The sequence below is a fragment of the Pseudonocardia sp. MH-G8 genome (assembly GCF_002262885.1).
Classification (GTDB): domain Bacteria; phylum Actinomycetota; class Actinomycetes; order Mycobacteriales; family Pseudonocardiaceae; genus Pseudonocardia.
Genome location: NZ_NKYF01000035.1, coordinates 25,688 through 42,170, shown reverse-complemented (window position 1 = coordinate 42,170; position 16,483 = coordinate 25,688). Strand labels below are relative to the sequence as shown.

Genomic DNA, 16,483 nt, shown 5'->3' with positions numbered 1-16,483 from the left:
GAGTCGGGGTCTGCGAGTGCGTGTGTCGCGGTAGCTACCGTCTTGTCCGTGACGTTCCCCGATCCCGAGCACCCGCTCGCCTGGCTCGCGCCGCACGCCGCCCGCAGGCGCGCGGCCGGGCTGCGCCGCGAGCTGCGCCCGCGGGCAGCGGACGAGCCGCTGCTCGACCTCGCCGGCAACGACTACCTCGGCCTCGCCACCGACCCCCGCGTGATCGAGGGCGCCGTTCGGGCGGCCCGCACCTGGGGGGCGGGGGCCACCGGATCGCGGCTGGTGACCGGCACCACCCGGCTGCACGCCGAGCTGGAGGACGAACTCGCCTCGTTCGCCGGGGCCGAGGCGGCGCTCGTCTTCTCCTCCGGCTACGCGGCGAACCTCGGCGTGCTCACGGCGCTGTCCGGGCCGGACACCCTGATCGTGTCGGACGCGGCCAACCACGCCTCGCTGGTGGACGCCTGCCGGCTCTCGCGGGCGCGGGTCGTGGTGGTGCCGCACGACGATCCGGACGCCGTCGGCGCCGCGCTCGCGGTGCGCACGGAGGCGCGCGCGCTCGTCGTGACGGAGAGCGCCAACAGCGTCGACGGCGGGCTCTCGCCGCTGCGCGCCCTGCACGACGTCTGCCGCCGGTACGGCGCGCTGCTGGTCGTGGACGAGGCGCACGGGTTCGGGGTCGTCGGACCGGGTGGGCGCGGGTTGCTCGCGCAGGCCGGGCTGGCGGGTGCCGACGACGTGGTCGCCACGATCACCTTGTCGAAGGCGCTCGGGAGCCAGGGCGGCGCCGTGCTCGCGCCGGCGGCCGTCGTGGCGCACCTGGTGGACTCGGCGCGCTCGTTCATCTTCGACACGGGCCTCGCGCCCGCCTCCGTAGGCGCCGCGCTCGCGGCCCTGCACGTCCTGTGCGGTGAGCCGCAGCGCCCGGCCGCGGTGCTGGCGGCCGCGGCCGCGCTGGCGGGTGCCGCGGGCGTGCCCGCACCGCCGTCGGCCGTCGTGGCCGTGGTCCTCGGCGAGCCCGACGTCGCCGTGGCCGCGGCGGCGCGCTGCGCCGAGCGCGGCCTGCGGGTGGGCTGCTTCCGCCCGCCGTCGGTGCCGGAGGGGACCAGCAGGTTGCGCCTCACCGCCCGGGCCACCCTCTCCGAGGACGACATCGCGCGGGTCCGCGGCGTGCTCGCGGAGGTTCTCGCCCTGGTCGGTGCGCCGTGAGCGGACGGATCCTGGTCGTGACGGGCACCGGCACCGGGGTCGGGAAGACCGTCGTCACCGCGGCACTGGCCGCCGTCGCCACTGCCCGTGGGGACCGGGTGGCCGTGCTCAAGCCTGCGCAGACCGGGATGGGGGTCGGGGAGCCGGGCGACCTCGCCGACGTCGCCCGGTTGGTGCCGGGCACCACCGGGCGTGAGCTGGCGCGCTACCCGGACCCCCTCGCTCCCGACACGGCCGCCCGGCGGGCGGGGGCACCACCGGTCACCCCCGCGGCCGCGGCGGACGCCGCCGGAGAGCTCGCCGACGCGCACGACCTGGTGCTCGTCGAGGGCGCGGGCGGCCTGCTGGTGCGCTTCGACACGCACGGCACGCTCGTCGACGTCGCCGGGCTGCTCGCCGCGCCGGTGCTCGTGGTGGCCACGGCGGGCCTCGGCACGCTCAACGCGACGGAGCTCACCGTGGCGGCGTTGCGGTCCAGGGAGCTGACCTGCGCGGGCGTCGTGATCGGTGCCTGGCCCGCCACGCCGGACCTCGCGTCCCGCTGCAACCTCGCCGACCTGCCCACCACCAGCGGTGTGCCGCTGCTCGGTGCCCTGCCCGAGGGCGCGGGCGCGCTGGCGCCGGAGCGGTTCGCGACCGTCGCGCGTCACAGTCTGGCGGCGGAACTGGGCGGTGTTTGGCAGACTCCGCAGCTGTGACGACGACCCGCCCCGACACGCTCGGTACCGACATCCTCGCCACCGCACGTCAGCAGGTCCTGGAGGCTGGTCAAGGGCTCTCCGGTGAGCAGGTGCTCGACGTCCTCCGGCTTCCCGACGATGCGCTCGACCCGTTGCTCGCGCTGGCCCACGACGTGCGGATGCGCTGGTGCGGCCCGGAGGTCGAGGTCGAGGGCATCATCTCGCTGAAGACGGGCGGCTGCCCGGAGGACTGCCACTTCTGCTCGCAGTCGGGCCTGTTCGACTCGCCGGTGCGCTCCGCATGGCTGGACGTCCCGTCGCTGGTCGAGGCGGCCAAGCAGACGGCGAAGACCGGCGCCACGGAGTTCTGCATCGTCGCGGCCGTCCGCGGCCCGAACGAGCGGCTGATGGCCCAGGTCGCCGCCGGCATCGCGGCGATCAAGGACGAGGTCGACATCAACATCGCCTGCTCGCTGGGCATGCTCACGCCCGAACAGGTCGAGCAGCTCGCCGCGATGGGCGTGCACCGCTACAACCACAACCTGGAGACGGCCCGCTCGCACTTCCCGAACGTCGTCACCACGCACACGTGGGAGGAGCGCTGGGAGACGCTGAGCCTGGTGCGCGAGGCCGGCATGGAGGTCTGCTGCGGCGGGATCCTCGGGATGGGGGAGACCCTGGAGCAGCGGGCCGAGTTCGCGGGCCAGCTCGCCTCGCTCACCCCCGACGAGGTGCCGCTCAACTTCCTCAACCCCCGTCCCGGCACCCCGTTCGGAGACCTCGAGCCGGTGTCCGGGCCGGACGCGCTGCGCGCCGTCGCCGCCTTCCGGCTGGCGCTGCCGCGCACGGTGCTCCGCTTCGCCGGCGGGCGGGAGATCACCCTCGGCGATCTCGGCGCGCGTCGCGGCCTGCTCGGTGGGATCAACGCGGTGATCGTCGGCAACTACCTCACGACGCTGGGGCGCCCCGCGGAGACCGACATCGACCTGCTCGGCGAGCTGCAGATGCCGATCAAGGCACTGAGCGAGACGATCTAGTGGAGCTCGTGGTGGCCTTCTGCGACCAGTGCGGGCGCGCGGCCGCAGAGGGTGAGCACGCGCGCTGCGCCGACCGTCGCGTGCTCGAGCCGCCGCGGTACTGCCCCGACTGCGCCCGACGCATGGTGGTGCAGGTCACCCCGTACGGCTGGACGGCCCGCTGCAGCCGCCACGGCGAGCGGCACTCCTGACCCACCGTCGAGCCGCCCGGAGCGGGCGTCATGCTGTAGGCATGGCGGACTGGAGCAGGGTGCTGCGGCAGGCAGTGCGGATCGGTCAAGACCTGCTCTCGGCGCGGTCGTCGCGTCCGGCGGCACAGGCGCGGGCCCGCAGCGCCCCGACGGCCGGGCGCACCCGCACGATCATCTACTCGCCCGACCTCGACGGCGTCGCGGATCCCGGCGAGATCGTGTGGGCATGGGTCCCCTACGAGGAGGGCGACGGCCGGGGCAAGGACCGCCCGCTGCTCGTCGTCGGGCGGGACGGTGCCGAGCTGGTCGGGCTGATGCTGTCGAGCCAGGACGAGCGGGCCGGGGACCGGGACTGGGTCTCCGTCGGTTCGGGGGCGTGGGACCGGGAGGGCCGCGAGTCGTTCGTGCGCCTCGACCGCGTGCTGGAGGTGCAGGAGCACGGCATCCGTCGCGAGGGCGCCGTGCTCGACCGGCCCCGGTTCGACCGGGTGGCGCAGCAGTTGCGGGAGCGCTACGGCTGGCACTGAGGGCGTAGCACAATTCGTGCTACGGTGGCGGCATGCCCGAGACCATCGGCCAGCGTCAGCTCCGCAACGACAACGCCGAGATCATGCGGCGGGTCGAGGCGGGGGAGGCCTTCATCATCACCCGGAACGGCAAGCCCGTCGCCGACCTCGTTCCGCGTGCCGACAACCCGAAGCGGCGGCGGTACACGGGTCGGGAGCAGCAGGAGTTCTTGCGGACCCAGCCATCGATCGACGTGGAGCAGTGGCGCCGCGACCGTGAGGCGGACGACCTGATCTTCGGCGACGACCGTATCGAGTACTGAGGTGGTCTACGCCCTCGCCGACACCTGTGTGCTGATCGACTTGGAGCGCATCGACCTGGGGGACCACCAGGACTCGATCCTGGTAGTGAGTGCTGTGAGCGTCGGGGAACTGGCGTTCGGCGCCGATTCCGGACCGGATCCTGAGGTCCGGCAGAAGCGGCTACGCGACGTGCTGGAGCGCTTCGAAATCCTCCCGTACGGCGTGGAGGAGGCGAAGCTCTACGGCGTGATGGCCACCCTGGTCCGCGCTTCCGGTCGCAACCCGCGGCCGCGCCGGCTGGACCTGCAGATCGCCGCCACCGCGTCCGCTCTCCGCGTCCCCGTGCTCACCCGCAACCCCGACGACTTCCGGGGGATGGATCGCCTCGTCGAGGTGGTCGCGGTCAATTGAGGCTGTGGTCCACTGCGTACGTCGTGATCGGCGTGGGCACGGCGCGCAGCTGGGCGAGCAGGCCGGTCTCGCGGGCGAGCAGCATCCGCACCAGCCGCAGCCGCTCCACGGGCGAGGTCTGCTCGAGCAGTCGCTGGCGGTCGCCGACCGGGAGCAGGCAGTCGGCGGCGAGCACGTGCGGCAGGTTGCCCGGCTCGACGTCGGGCTCGGGCTCGGTCCAGTCGCCGTTCTTCCAGGCGGTGCGGCAGTAGCGCCGGTGGGCGGCCCGGGCGGCAGCGGCGAGGACGTCGGTCAACTCCGAGGGCGTTGCGCCGGCGGGTTCGTCGTCGGGCAGGAACTCCACCGCACCCACCAGGTAGGGCTTCGAGTCCTCGTCCAGGTCGAGGAGGCGGAACCGGCGCGCGCCACGCGTGATGATGTCGAACCGCCCGTCGGGCAGCTGGTGCACGTCGCGCAGGTGCGCGGTGCACCCGATCGCGTGCAGGCCTGCGATGCCGTCGTCGTCCGGGCCGAACCCCTCGCGGACGGCGACGACGCCGAACTCCCGGTCCGGCACGATGCCGTTGACGAGGTCGAGGGTGAGCTGGCGGTAGCGCGGCTCGAAGATGTGCAGCGGCATCGTGGCCCCGGGGAGCAGCACCGTTCCGAGCGGGAACAGCGGAAGCGTCTCGGTCGTGTTCATCTGCCTCCGTCTCGCTCCGGCTTGCGCGGCTACGGTACGGCGCCGCGTGGGCCTTCGCCGGGCGGTCGGAGCACGGCGAACGCGTCGGTGACGCGCAGGGTGCGCTCGGTGAAGCGGAAGAGGGCCGCGGGGCGGCCGCCCGCAGGCCCTGGCGGGGCCATCTCTCCGGTGGGTTCGAGCACCCGGCGCCGCGTGAGCACGCGCTGCAGGTTCGTGGCCGAGACCGGGTGGCCCAGCGCGGCGGCGTAGAGGTCGCGCAGGGCGGAGATCGTGAACTCCCGAGGCGCCAGTGCGAACCCGAGGTTGGTGTAGGACAGCTTGGCGCGCAGCCTGCCGCGGGCGTCGTCGACGATCGCGGCGTGGTCGAACGCGGCCTGGTCGAGTGCGGTGGCGGGGGGCGCCGCCAGGGGGCGCCACGTCGTGTCGGCGGGCACCGCGGGGTCGGCGTCGGAGGGCACGAGCCCGAGGAACGCGGTGGCGACGCGGCGGGCGTCGGGCACCCGGTCCGGCCGGCTGAACACCGCGATCTGCTCGACGTGGGTGACCCCGCGCACGTCGACCTTCTCGGTGAGGTGGCGGCGCACCGACTGCTCGACGTCCTCGTCGTCGCCCAGCAGGCCGCCGGGGAGCGCCCAGCGGCCGGAGGCCGGCGGCCGGGCCCGCTGCCAGGCGAGCACCTGCAGCGCGCCGCACCGGATCTGGAGCACCGCGGCCAGCACCTCGTGCTCGGTCGGGCGCGTCATGTCACGGATCGTAGGGCGCCGACCACCGTGGCGAACGCGGTGAACGCCGGGTTGCGCCGGGATGAGGCCCCGGTCACGAGGAGGGGTCCCGGCGAAGGTCCCGCTGTTACGATCGCCCTCGTTTCCGACTCCTAGTCGAAAACCAGGAGGGGTCATGACCGCAAGTCCGACGATCGCCGCGCCCCGGCTCGAACCGGGGTGGGCAGACGAGGTGCGCGCCCTGGCCCGGCGCCGCGACGCGGTGCTGCTGGCGCACAACTACCAGCTGCCGGAGATCCAGGACGTCGCCGACCACACGGGCGACTCGCTGGCCCTGTCGCGGATCGCGGCCGAGTCCACCGCGTCGACCATCGTGTTCTGCGGCGTGCACTTCATGGCCGAGACCGCGAAGATCCTCGCCCCGGACAAGACGGTGCTGATCCCGGACGCCGCCGCGGGCTGCTCGCTGGCCGACTCGATCACGGTGGACCAGCTGCGGGCCTGGAAGAGCGAGCACCCCGGGGCCGTGGTGGTCAGCTACGTCAACACGACCGCCGCGGTGAAGGCCGAGACCGACATCTGCTGCACCTCGTCCAACGCGGTGGAGGTGGTGGCGTCCGTCCCGGCCGGGAAGGAGGTGCTGTTCCTGCCCGACCAGTTCCTCGGCGCGCACGTCCGCCGCGTGCTGGAGCGGGAGAACATGCACGTCTGGGCGGGGGAGTGCCACGTGCACGCCGGGATCAACGGCGCCACCCTCACCGCGCAGGCCGAGGCGAACCCGGAGGCCGAGCTGTTCGTCCACCCGGAGTGCGGCTGCGCCACCTCGGCGCTCTACCTGGCCGGGACGGGCGCGGTGCCGGCGGACCGCGTGAAGATCCTCTCGACCGGGGGCATGCTCGACGCGGCGCGGGAGTCGCACGCCTCCTCGGTGCTCGTGGCCACCGAGGTCGGCATGCTGCACCAGCTGCGCAAGGCCGCACCCGAGATCGACTTCCGGGCGGTGAACGACCGGGCGTCCTGCCGCTACATGAAGATGATCACCCCGGAGAAGCTCCTGCGCGCGTTGCGCGAAGGCCGCGACGAGGTGCACGTCGACCCCGAGCTCGCCGCCCGCGGACGCGCCGCCGTCCAGCGGATGATCGAGATCGGGCAGCCGGGGGGTGCGGAGTGAACCACGTCTGGGAGGCCGATGCGGACCTCGTCGTCGTCGGGTCCGGGGTCGCCGGGCTCACCGCGGCGCTGGACGCCGCCGAGCTCGGCCTGCGCGTCGTCGTCGTGACCAAGGACGCGGTCGACGCCGGTTCCACAGGCTTCGCCCAGGGCGGCATCGCCGTCGTGCTGGGGGACGTGCCGGGCGACAGCGTGGAGGCGCACGTCGCCGACACCGTGACCGCGGGGGCCGGGCTGTCGGACGCCGCCGCCGTCGCGGAGATCCTCGCCGACGGCCCGGCCGCTCTCGCCCGGCTGCGGGCGCGCGGCGCGGTGTTCGACTCCGCGCCCGACGGGCGTCCGGCCCGCACCCGCGAGGGCGGGCACTCGGCGTTCCGCGTGGTGCCCGCGGGCGGTGACGCCACCGGCGCCGAGGTGGAGCGCGCCCTCGTGTCGGCCGCGGCCGACCGGCGGCTCCCGCTGCTCGCCGGCCACGTCGCCGTCGACGCGCTGCGGGACGGGCGCGGCGCCGTCACCGGGCTCGCGGTGCTCGACGACGCCGGCCGCCCGGGGGTGCTGCGCGCGCCCGCCGTGCTGCTGGCCACCGGCGGGTACGGGCAGCTGTACCTGAGCACGACGAACCCGGCGACGGCCACCGGCGACGGGCTGGCGCTCGCGCTGCGCGCCGGCGCCACTGCCGCGGACCTGGAGTTCGTGCAGTTCCACCCCACCGTGCTCTACACCGGGCCCGCGGTGGGCAGGCGGCCGCTCGTCACCGAGGCCGTGCGCGGCGAGGGCGCGGTGCTGCTCGACCGCGCCGGGCGGCGGTTCATGACCGGCGTGCACCCGCTCGCCGACCTCGCCCCGCGCGACGTCGTGGCGGGCGCGATCACCCGCACGCTCGCCGCCACCGGCGCCGACTGCGTGCACCTGGACGCCACGGCGCTCCCCGATTTCGCACGCCGGTTCCCGACCGTCCACGCGGCCTGCCGGGACGCGGGGATCGATCCGGCCCGTGCGCCGATCCCCGTCACCCCGGCCGCGCACTACTCGTGCGGCGGGGTCGTCACCGACCTGCACGGGCGCACCGCCGTACCGGGCCTCTACGCCGCGGGTGAGGTGGCGCGCACCGGCCTGCACGGCGCCAACCGGCTGGCGTCCAACTCGCTGCTCGAAGGCCTCGTCGTCGGCGCCCGGGCGGCGCGGGCGGTGGCGGCCGACGCGCGCACGCCACGGCCCGCCGCGGAGGAGTGCCTGGTGGCTTCGCCCGCCGTGGCGTCGGCGCCGCGCGCGGTCGTGCAGCAGGCGATGACGGCGGCCGCCGGGATCGGTCGCGACGCCGCCGGGCTTGCCGCGGCGTCGGACCGCATCGAGGCTGCGACGGGGGTGGGCGTGCCGGCCGACCGGGCCGGGGTGGAGGACGCCGCGCTCACCCTGCTCGCGCAGGCCGTGCTCGCGGCGGCCGGCACCCGCACCGAGAGCCGCGGCTGCCACGTGCGCACCGACTTCCCCGAGCGCGACGACGTGTGGCAGCGCGCGAGCCTGGAACTGACCCTCGACGCCGCCGGGCAGCCGGTGGTGCGGACCGGAACGGCGGTGGCGGCATGACCTCGGTATTCGTGGAACCGGACCTCGCGGACCTGGATCGCGTCGTCGCCACGGCGCTGGAGGAGGACCTGCGCTACGGGCCCGACGCGACGACGGCGGCCACCGTGCCGGCCGACGCCGTCGCCGTGGCCGCGTTCGCCACCCGGGAGGCGGGCGTGCTGGCCGGGCTCCCGGCCGTGCGGGCCGTACTCGACGAGGTCGTGGACAGCTACGAGGTGCTCGACGCCCGGGCCGACGGCGAACGCCTCGCCGCGGGTGACGTGGTGCTGACCGTCCGCGCCCCGGTGCGGGCTCTGCTCACCGCCGAGCGCACGGCCCTGAACCTGCTGTGCCACCTCTCCGGCGTCGCCACGGCCACGGCCGACTGGGTGGACGCGGTGGCCGGCACCGGCGCGCGGATCCGCGACACCCGCAAGACGCTGCCCGGGCTGCGGCTGCTGGAGAAGTACGCCGTGCGCTGCGGCGGCGGGGTGAACCACCGGCTCGGCCTCGGCGACGCCGTCCTGATCAAGGACAACCACGTGGCCGCCGCCGGTTCGGTGGGCGCGGCGCTGGCCGCGGCCCGGGCGCACGCCCCCGACCTGCCGTGCGAGGTGGAGGTGGACACCCTGGAGCAGCTCGACGAGGTGCTGGCCCTGGACGCAGAGCTGGTGCTGCTGGACAACTTCGACGTCGAGCGCACCCGCGAGGCCGTGCGGCGGCGGGGGAACCGGCCCACGCAGCTGGAGTCGTCCGGAGGGCTGGCGCTGGTGAACGCGCGGGCCTACTCCGAGACGGGGGTGGACTACCTGTCGATCGGTGCGCTGACGCACTCGGTCCGCGCCCTGGACCTCGGCCTGGACCTGCGCTCCGGCTGAACCTGGCGGGGGGTCAGCGGAGGCGCAGCACGCTGCCGTTCATCAGGTGTGCCTCCTCGGACACGACCCACGCGATCACCTCGGCCACCTCCTCCGGGGTGGCCACGTGGGTGAGCTCCCGGCTCGCCGCGACGCCGGCGCGCACCTCGTCGTTCACCCAGCCCGTGTCGGTCACCGGCGGGTAGACGATGTTGGCGGTGACGCCCAGGTCGGCCAGCTCCACCGACGCCGACATCGTGTAGTTCTCCTGGGCCGCCTTGGCCGCGCCGTAGGACACCTCGTCGGGGAAGCCGTGCTGCCCGCCGGAGGTGAGCCCGACGATGCGACCCCACGTGCCGCCGCGGGCGCGCAGCCGCCGCGCGAACTCCGCGATCAGCAGGGCGGGCGCCATCGCGTCCACGGCGAACTGCTGCCGGAAGGTCCGCGCGGTGACCGCCTGCATCGGGCGGCCGAACCCGTCGACCTGCGCCCCTCGGAAGGTGTCCTGCACCCAGCCGCTGGCGTTGTTGACGAGCACGTCGACCGGGCCGAGCCGCTCCTCGGCGGCGTCGAAGAGCCGCGCCGGGGACTCCGGGTCGGTCAGGTCGGCCTCGACCGCGTGCGCGCGGCCCCCGGCGCGCTCGATCTCGGTAACCACGTCGGCGGCGTCGCCGCGGCGCAGCCGGTTGTACTCCTCGAGTTGGCCCACGTCGTCGCCCGGCCGGAAGTACGCCACGAGCACCGCAGTGCCGCGGCGGGCGAGGGCGAGGGCCGTGGCGGCCCCGATGCCCTGGTTGGCGCCGGTGACCACGGCGACGTGCGGGTGCGCGGTTCCGCGAACGATCATGCGCCCACCCTTGCAGGCGGGCGCCGTCCGACGACACCCGATTGTTGCCACCGTCCTTCCGGGAAGATCCACCAGTAGCTGGCCTTGACGTGAGAGAATTCGGCAGCAGATAGTGGCGCAGTGGGGGAGACGCCCAAGCTGAGCGAGCTGGACCGGAAGCTCGTCGCCGCGCTGCAGGTGAACGGCCGCGCGTCCTGGTCGCAGGTCGCCCGTGCTGTCGACGCCACCGAGTCGACGGTGGCCCGGCGGGGCCAGCAGCTCCTCGATTCCGGCCTCGTCGGCGTGACGGGCGTCCTGGACCACCTGCGCTGCGGGCTCGGGATCTCCCTGCAGGTACGCATGCGGTGCCGGCCGGGTACGGCGAACGGCGTGGCCGAGGCGCTCGCGGTCCTGCCGGAGACGCGCTTCGTCACGGTCGTCACCGGCAGCGCCGACCTGGCCGCGGAGTTCGTGGTCCGCGACCACCACGAGGTCACCCGGGTCCTCGTGGAGGAGCTGCCCCGCCCCGACGACATCGTCGAGACCGAGTCGATGGTGGTCGTGCGGAAGTTCTCCGCGGTGGAGGAGTGGGACACCGGGCTGCTGGCCCCGGAGGGCGTGGCGCTGCTGCGCGCCGACCGGGCGCGCACCGGGCACCGGGAGTGGAGCGAGCCCGAGCGGCTCACCCCGCAGGAGTTCGCCATCGCCCGGATGCTCGGCGTCGACGGCCGGGCGAGCTACGCGCAGCTGGCGGCCGCGGTCGGGGTGAGCGAGTCCACGGCGGCCCGGCGCGTCGAGTCGCTGGTGCGCCGGGGCTGCCTGCGGTTCCGCACGCTGTTCGAGACCCCGCTGGTCGGGCTGGACGTCGAGTTCATGCAGTGGCTGGTCGTCGAGCCCGGCGAGCTGGAGCACGTGGGTGCGCGGCTGGCGGCGCAGCCCTCGACGCAGTACGTGAGTGCGACGACGGGGCGGTTCAACCTGTGCCTGCACGGGGTGCTGCCCGGCTACGGGGATCTCTACCACTACATGACCGAGGCGGTCGGTGCGCTCCCCGGCGTGCGCACCGCCGACCTGACGTTGCAGGCCCGCACGTTGAAGCGGGCCTACGTGCGCATCGGCGCCGACGGGACGAGGGAGCGACAGGGATGACCGAGCCGGATGCACCCGAGCCGTGGCAGTGGGACGAGCCGACGTGGCGGGGTCACGTCGAGCGGGTCCGCGCCGGGCAGCGGCTGGTGCCGCAGAGCTGGCCGGGCGGGGCGCGCGTCGCCGTCGCGCTGTCCTTCGACTCCGACCACGAGACGATCCCGCTGCGCGACGGCGAGACCCGGCCGGGCAAGCTCGCGCAGGGTGAGTACGGGTCCCGGGTGGCCGCACCGAAGATCCTCGCGCTGCTCGCCGAGCACGGCGTCCCGGCGAGCTTCTTCATGCCGGCCGTGTCGGCGCTGCTGCACCCGGGAGAGGTCGAGTCCTACGTGGCCGGCGGGCACGAGCTTGCCGTGCACGGCTGGATCCACGAGCGGAACATGCTGTTGTCGCGCGCCGAGGAGCTCGACCTCACCGGCCGCGCGATCGAGACCCTCGAGCGGCTCTCCGGGACCCGCCCGGTCGGCATCCGTACACCGAGCTGGGACTTCTCCGACCACACGCTCGAGATCATCGCGCAGCTCGGGCTGCGCTACGACTCGTCGCTCATGGCCGACGACGAGCCCTACGAGCTGCTCGCCGACGGCCGCCGGACCGGGATCGTGGAGCTTCCGGTCGAGTGGATCCGCGACGACGCCCCGTACCTGATGATGGAGCGCTACGGGGCGCTGCGGCCCTACACCCCGCCGCGGCGCCTGTTCGAGATCTGGCGCGACGAGTTCGACGCCGCCTACCTCGAGGGCGGGCTCTTCCAGCTCACCCTGCACCCGCACATCATCGGCCACCGGTCGCGGCTGGTCGTCCTGCGCGACCTGCTCACCCACATGTCCGGCTACCGAGGCGTCTGGTTCGCCACGCACGCCGAGATCGCCGCGGTGGCCGCCGCGGAGATCCAGGAGGACCGACCATGACCGATACGCCGAGTGGCACGACGTCCGAGGCCGGCACCCGGCTCACGCCGAAGCAGCGCAAGGCGATCGTCGCCGGCGCCATCGGCAACACCGTGGAGTGGGTGGACTGGGCCGTCTACGCCACCCTCGCGCCGATCTTCGCTTCCCAGTTCTTCGCCCCCGGGGACGAGACGGTCGCGCTGCTGTCGACACTGGCCGTGTTCGCGGTCGGCTTCGTGATGCGCCCGATCGGCGGCGCGGTGCTCGGCGCCTACGCCGACCGGCACGGTCGCAAGAAGGGCCTCACGCTCACGATCGGGCTGATGGCGGCCGCCGCGTTCGTCATCGCGATCACGCCGACCTACGCCGCGATCGGCGTCGCCGCCCCGGTGATCCTGCTGCTGGCCCGGCTGGTGCAGGGCTTCTCCGCCGGCGGCGAGTTCGGCTCGTCCTCGTCGTTCCTCGTGGAGTCGGCGGCGCCGAAGCGGCGGGCCTTCGCCGGTTCCTGGCAGCAGGTGTCGGTCGGTGCGGGAGCGCTCATCGCGTCGCTCATGGGCTTCGTGCTCACCTCGACGCTCAGCGACGCCGCGATGCAGTCCTGGGGCTGGCGCGTGGCCTTCGGCGTCGGCGGCCTGCTCGGCCTGGTCGGGCTGTGGCTGCGGGTGAGCGTGGAGGAGACCGAGAGCTTCCAGCGGGCCAGCGGCGAGGGCCGCACCCGCGGCAAGCACCCGATCATCGGGATCTTCACCGAGCACCCGGTCGCGGCGCTGCGGGTCGTCGGCATCACGATCGCGGGCACGCTGACCTACTACGTGTGGATCAGCTACATGCCCGGCTACGCCAGCACGACCATCGGCATCCCGCTCGAGCAGGCGTTGCTGGCCAACACGATCGCGATCGCGTACTTCCTGTGCCTGTTGCCGTTCGTGGCGCTGCTGTCGGACCGGTACGGGCGCAAGCCCACCCTGCTGGCGTTCGCGATCGGGTTCGTCGTCCTCGCGTGGCCGCTGTTCCAGCTGCTGTCGCTCGGCGGGTTCGGGACGCTGCTGCTGGTGGAGCTGATCGGCGTCACCCTGATCGCGGGGTACTCCGCCAACTGCGCGGTGGTGATGGCCGAGCAGTTCCCCGCCGAGGTGCGCAGCACCGGCATCGGGCTGCCGTACGCGCTCGCCGTCGCGGTCTTCGGCGGCACCGCGCCGTACATCCTCACGTGGATGAGCAGCAACGGGCTGAGCGGCTTCGTGTGGCTGTACGTCGCGGTCGCCGCGCTGATCGGAGTGGTCGTCTACGCGACCATGCCGGAGACGAAGGGGAAGGTGCTGGAGTGAGCCACGTCCTGGTCACCGGTGCGGCCGGCGGCATCGGGCTGGCCGTCGCGGAGGCGTTCGCCGCGCGCGGCGACACCGTCACCGGGGTCGACGCCCGCGGGCCCGAGCTCGGCGCGGTGATGGACCGCCTCGGCGGCCGCGGGCTCGTCGCCGACCTGGCCGACCCGGGCTGCGCCGAGGTCGTGGACCGCGCCGTGGCGCTCGCCGGCCCGGTCGACGTGCTGGTCAACGCGGCGGGCCTCTACCCGGCCACCCCGCTCGCCGCGATGACGGCGGCGGCGTGGGACCGGGTGCAGGCGGTCAACGTGCGGGCGCCGGTGCTGCTGACGGTCGCGCTGGCCGCGGCGGACCGCCCTGCCGCCGTCGTCAACATCAGCTCCGGCGCGGCCATCCGCGCCCGTCCGGGCGCCGCGCACTACTGCACGTCGAAGGCCGCGCTGGAGATGGCCACGAAGGCGTGCGCGGTGGAGCTCGCCGCCCAGGGCGTGCGGGTCAACGCCGTGGCGCCCGGGTTCGTCGAGGTGGCGAGCCCGGTGAACCCGGTCACCGAGGAGTACGCGGCCGCCGTCGCGGTCAACCCGCTCGGGCGGCCCGGGCAGCCGGACGAGATCGCCGCCGCCGTCGTCCGGCTCGCAGGCGACGACGCGCGGTTCGTCACCGGAGCGGTGCTGCGCGTCGACGGCGGCGCCACGGCGGGCACCACCGCCCTGCCGATCCACCACCCCACCACCACGGTCCTGCAGGAGGGCGCGCATGAGTGACTACACGATCGTCGGGGCCGGGGCCATCGGCGGCACATTGGGCCATCACCTGGCCCGCGCCGGGCACGCGGTCACGGTCGTGGACGCCGACGCCGAGCACGTGCGGGCCGTCCGCGCGCACGGGCTGGTGGTGCGGCGCGGTGACGCGCGCACCGCCGTGCCCGTGACGGCCGCGCTCACCCCCGACGAGCCCGGCCCGCAGCGGGTCGGGTGTGTGCTGCTCGCGGTGAAGGCGCAGGCCACGGGCCGGGCGCTGGACTGGATCGCGCCCCGGCTCGCCCCGGACGGGTTCGTGGTGTCGCTGCAGAACGGGCTCAACGAGCAGGCCGTCGCCGACCGGGTCGGTGCCGAACGTACCGTGGGCGCGTTCGTCAACCTGTTCGCCGACGTCGTCGGGCCGGGGGAGATCCGCGACGGCGGCCTCGGCGCGCTCGTCGTCGGGGAGCTTTCCGGGCGGGAATCCGCGCGGGTGCGCGAGGTCGTGGCCGACCTGCAGGCGTGGGGACCGGCCCGGGCCACGGCGAACGTGTCGGGCTACCTGTGGTCGAAGCTCGGGTTCGGCGCGATGCTCGTGGCCACCGCGCTCGCCGACGCCCCGATGGCCGAGCTGATCGACCGGCACCGCGGTGTCATGCACGCGCTCGCCGCCGAGGTCTACGCCGTCGCGGCGGCCGAGAGGATCGTGTTGGAGCCGTTCGACGCCTTCGACCCGCTCCCGTACGCCGGCGACGGTGCGGCCGCGAAGGACGCCGCCACCGACGCGCTCGTCGCCTGGTTGCGCACGCAGGCCAAGGACCGCAGCGGCATCTGGCGCGACATCGCCGTGCGGCACCGGCCCACCGAGGTGCCCACGCACTACGGCCCGGTGCTCGAGCGCGCGGCCCGGCTCGGGATCGCCGTCCCCGGCCTGGAGCGGCTGGTGGGGCAGATCGGCGAGCTGGAGGCCGGCGCGGCGATGTCCGAGCAGCGGATCGCCGACCTCGCGGGGGCCCGGCGATGAGCGGCGTGCCCGACCCGTCGGTGCTCGACGGCATCGACGTCGCGGCCCTGCACCGGTGGCTCGCCGCCCGGCGGGCCCATCTCGTGGCCGATCTCGTCGCCTACGCCGAGCGAGAGACGCCCAGCGACGACCTCGACCTGCTCGCCGCCGGCCTCGCGTACCTGGAGGGCTGGCTGGGGGAGCGGCTCGGGGCGCCCGCGCGACGCGCCCACCACCCGTCGGACGAGCGCGGCGACGTCGTGGTGCTCGAGTACGACGGCACCGGCGACCGCACGCTCGCCCTGCTGGCGCACTACGACACCGTCTGGAGCGCGGGCACCCTCGCGCAGCGGCCGGTCCGGGTCGAGGGCGACGTGATCCGCGGGCCGGGCGTGTTCGACATGAAGTCCGGGCTCGTCCAGGCCGTGTGGGCGGTCCGCGCCCTGCGCGACGCGGGGTTGCCGCACCCGCCGCTGCGCCTGGTGCTCACCGGCGACGAGGAGATCGGCAGCCCGTTCTCCCGCCCGCACATCGAGGCCGCCTGCGCGGGCGCCGCGGCCGTGGTCGTGTTCGAGGCGAGCGCCGACGGCGGCGCGGTGAAGACCGCGCGCAAGGGTGTGGGCCTGTTCGACGTGCACGCCGACGGGCTCGAGTCGCACGCCGGCCTGGACCCGACGGCCGGGGCGAGCGCGATCGACGAGATCGCCCGCGCCGTCCGCACGCTGCACGACGCCACCGACCTCGCCGAGGGCACCACCGTCAACGTCGGCGTGCTGCGCGGGGGCACCCGCCCGAACGTCGTCGCGGGTTCCGCCGAGGCGCGGATCGACGTGCGCGTGCCGTCGGTGGCCGCGCAGGACCGCATCGACGCGCTGCTCGCCGGCCTGCGCCCGCACGACCCGCGCGCCGCGATCCGGGTGGAGGGTCGCTGGAACCGTCCGGTGATGGAGCGCAGCGACCCGATCGCGGCCGTGTACGCCCTGGCGCGGGCGGCCGCCGCCCCGCTGGGCGTGGACCTGCCCGAGACCGCGGTCGGCGGCGCCAGCGACGGCAACTTCGCCGCCGCACTCGGGCTGCCGGTCCTGGACGGCCTGGGCGCCGTCGGCGGCGGGGCGCACGCGCGGCACGAACACGTGAGCATCGAGGGGATGGTGGAGCGGGCGGCGGTGGCGGCCGGGGTCGTGGCGGCGTTCGGCCGACCGTGATAGCAGATCGGCGACAAGTTGCT

19 protein-coding genes are annotated in these 16,483 nt (G+C 74.7%); 16 read left to right on the top strand and 3 right to left on the bottom strand.

Annotated elements, in window-relative coordinates; all coding sequences use genetic code 11:
- The first annotated feature begins 48 nt into the window (after window positions 1-48).
- The 7 genes from CFP66_RS41870 to CFP66_RS41840 are packed head-to-tail and all read left to right on the top strand — an operon-like array spanning window position 49 to window position 4,328.
- Window positions 49-1,200, top strand: a complete 1,152-nt coding sequence (locus CFP66_RS41870) for an 8-amino-7-oxononanoate synthase (protein ID WP_094930927.1) — start codon at window positions 49-51, stop codon at window positions 1,198-1,200.
- The gene (gene bioD, locus CFP66_RS41865; protein ID WP_233160161.1) at window positions 1,197-1,898 is read left to right on the top strand and encodes a dethiobiotin synthase; all 702 of its coding nucleotides are present in this window, start codon (window positions 1,197-1,199) and stop codon (window positions 1,896-1,898) included. Before CFP66_RS41870 ends, bioD begins: the two co-directional genes overlap by 4 nt.
- Complete coding sequence (gene bioB, locus CFP66_RS41860) at window positions 1,895-2,917, top strand: biotin synthase BioB (RefSeq protein WP_094930926.1); 1,023 nt, start codon at window positions 1,895-1,897, stop codon at window positions 2,915-2,917. Before bioD ends, bioB begins: the two co-directional genes overlap by 4 nt.
- Window positions 2,918-2,928: 11 nt before the next feature.
- The gene (locus CFP66_RS41855) at window positions 2,929-3,108 is read left to right on the top strand and encodes a hypothetical protein (protein ID WP_094930968.1); all 180 of its coding nucleotides are present in this window, start codon (window positions 2,929-2,931) and stop codon (window positions 3,106-3,108) included.
- Between the two features lie 41 nt (window positions 3,109-3,149).
- A complete protein-coding gene (locus tag CFP66_RS41850) occupies window positions 3,150-3,635 on the top strand; it encodes a type II toxin-antitoxin system PemK/MazF family toxin (protein ID WP_094930925.1) in 486 nt (161 codons plus the stop codon).
- A gap of 32 nt (window positions 3,636-3,667) precedes the next feature.
- Window positions 3,668-3,937 carry a type II toxin-antitoxin system Phd/YefM family antitoxin gene (locus tag CFP66_RS41845; protein WP_094930924.1) on the top strand — a complete coding sequence of 90 codons (270 nt, stop codon included), beginning with the start codon at window positions 3,668-3,670 and terminating at the stop codon, window positions 3,935-3,937.
- Window position 3,938: 1 nt separating this feature from the next.
- Entirely contained in the window at window positions 3,939-4,328 is a 390-nt protein-coding gene (locus CFP66_RS41840; protein ID WP_094930923.1) for a type II toxin-antitoxin system VapC family toxin, read from the top strand.
- Here the strand turns inward: CFP66_RS41840 and CFP66_RS41835 are convergent.
- Complete coding sequence (locus CFP66_RS41835) at window positions 4,321-5,010, bottom strand: LON peptidase substrate-binding domain-containing protein (protein WP_094930922.1); 690 nt, start codon at window positions 5,008-5,010, stop codon at window positions 4,321-4,323. The two genes, CFP66_RS41840 and CFP66_RS41835, sit on opposite strands and share 8 nt — an antisense overlap.
- Window positions 5,011-5,039: 29 nt before the next feature.
- Window positions 5,040-5,753: an NUDIX domain-containing protein gene (locus CFP66_RS41830; RefSeq protein ID WP_094930921.1), complete on the bottom strand. Its 714-nt coding sequence runs from the start codon at window positions 5,751-5,753 to the stop codon at window positions 5,040-5,042.
- A gap of 154 nt (window positions 5,754-5,907) precedes the next feature.
- Between CFP66_RS41830 and nadA the strand changes: the two genes are divergently transcribed.
- Genes nadA through nadC form a run of 3 tightly spaced genes read left to right on the top strand, consistent with a single transcriptional unit; the run spans window position 5,908 to window position 9,346 of the window.
- The gene (nadA, locus tag CFP66_RS41825) at window positions 5,908-6,903 is read left to right on the top strand and encodes a quinolinate synthase NadA (RefSeq protein WP_094930920.1); all 996 of its coding nucleotides are present in this window, start codon (window positions 5,908-5,910) and stop codon (window positions 6,901-6,903) included.
- Window positions 6,900-8,489 (top strand): L-aspartate oxidase, encoded by a 1,590-nt coding sequence (locus tag CFP66_RS41820; protein WP_094930919.1) that lies wholly within the window; start codon window positions 6,900-6,902, stop codon window positions 8,487-8,489. Before nadA ends, CFP66_RS41820 begins: the two co-directional genes overlap by 4 nt.
- A complete protein-coding gene (gene nadC, locus CFP66_RS41815; protein ID WP_094930918.1) occupies window positions 8,486-9,346 on the top strand; it encodes a carboxylating nicotinate-nucleotide diphosphorylase in 861 nt (286 codons plus the stop codon). Before CFP66_RS41820 ends, nadC begins: the two co-directional genes overlap by 4 nt.
- Before the next feature lie 13 nt (window positions 9,347-9,359).
- Here the strand turns inward: nadC and CFP66_RS41810 are convergent, their stop codons facing one another.
- Window positions 9,360-10,172, bottom strand: coding sequence for an SDR family NAD(P)-dependent oxidoreductase (locus CFP66_RS41810; RefSeq protein WP_094930917.1), 813 nt, complete (start codon window positions 10,170-10,172; stop codon window positions 9,360-9,362).
- 120 nt (window positions 10,173-10,292) lie between these two features.
- On the opposite strand from CFP66_RS41810, the gene CFP66_RS41805 reads away from it, so the two are divergent.
- The 6 genes from CFP66_RS41805 to CFP66_RS48815 are packed head-to-tail and all read left to right on the top strand — an operon-like array spanning window position 10,293 to window position 16,460.
- A complete protein-coding gene (locus CFP66_RS41805; RefSeq protein WP_094930916.1) occupies window positions 10,293-11,300 on the top strand; it encodes an Lrp/AsnC family transcriptional regulator in 1,008 nt (335 codons plus the stop codon).
- Window positions 11,297-12,208 (top strand): polysaccharide deacetylase, encoded by a 912-nt coding sequence (locus CFP66_RS41800; protein WP_094930915.1) that lies wholly within the window; start codon window positions 11,297-11,299, stop codon window positions 12,206-12,208. The genes CFP66_RS41805 and CFP66_RS41800 overlap by 4 nt, the downstream gene beginning before the upstream one ends.
- On the top strand, window positions 12,205-13,515 hold the full coding sequence (locus CFP66_RS41795; protein WP_094930914.1) for an MFS transporter: 1,311 nt from the start codon (window positions 12,205-12,207) through the stop codon (window positions 13,513-13,515). Before CFP66_RS41800 ends, CFP66_RS41795 begins: the two co-directional genes overlap by 4 nt.
- Window positions 13,512-14,276: an SDR family NAD(P)-dependent oxidoreductase gene (locus CFP66_RS41790; protein ID WP_094930913.1), complete on the top strand. Its 765-nt coding sequence runs from the start codon at window positions 13,512-13,514 to the stop codon at window positions 14,274-14,276. The genes CFP66_RS41795 and CFP66_RS41790 overlap by 4 nt, the downstream gene beginning before the upstream one ends.
- A complete protein-coding gene (locus CFP66_RS48820; protein WP_198962035.1) occupies window positions 14,269-15,276 on the top strand; it encodes a ketopantoate reductase family protein in 1,008 nt (335 codons plus the stop codon). The genes CFP66_RS41790 and CFP66_RS48820 overlap by 8 nt, the downstream gene beginning before the upstream one ends.
- Window positions 15,273-16,460: a M20/M25/M40 family metallo-hydrolase gene (locus tag CFP66_RS48815; RefSeq protein ID WP_198962034.1), complete on the top strand. Its 1,188-nt coding sequence runs from the start codon at window positions 15,273-15,275 to the stop codon at window positions 16,458-16,460. The genes CFP66_RS48820 and CFP66_RS48815 overlap by 4 nt, the downstream gene beginning before the upstream one ends.
- Window positions 16,461-16,483 lie beyond the last annotated feature (23 nt).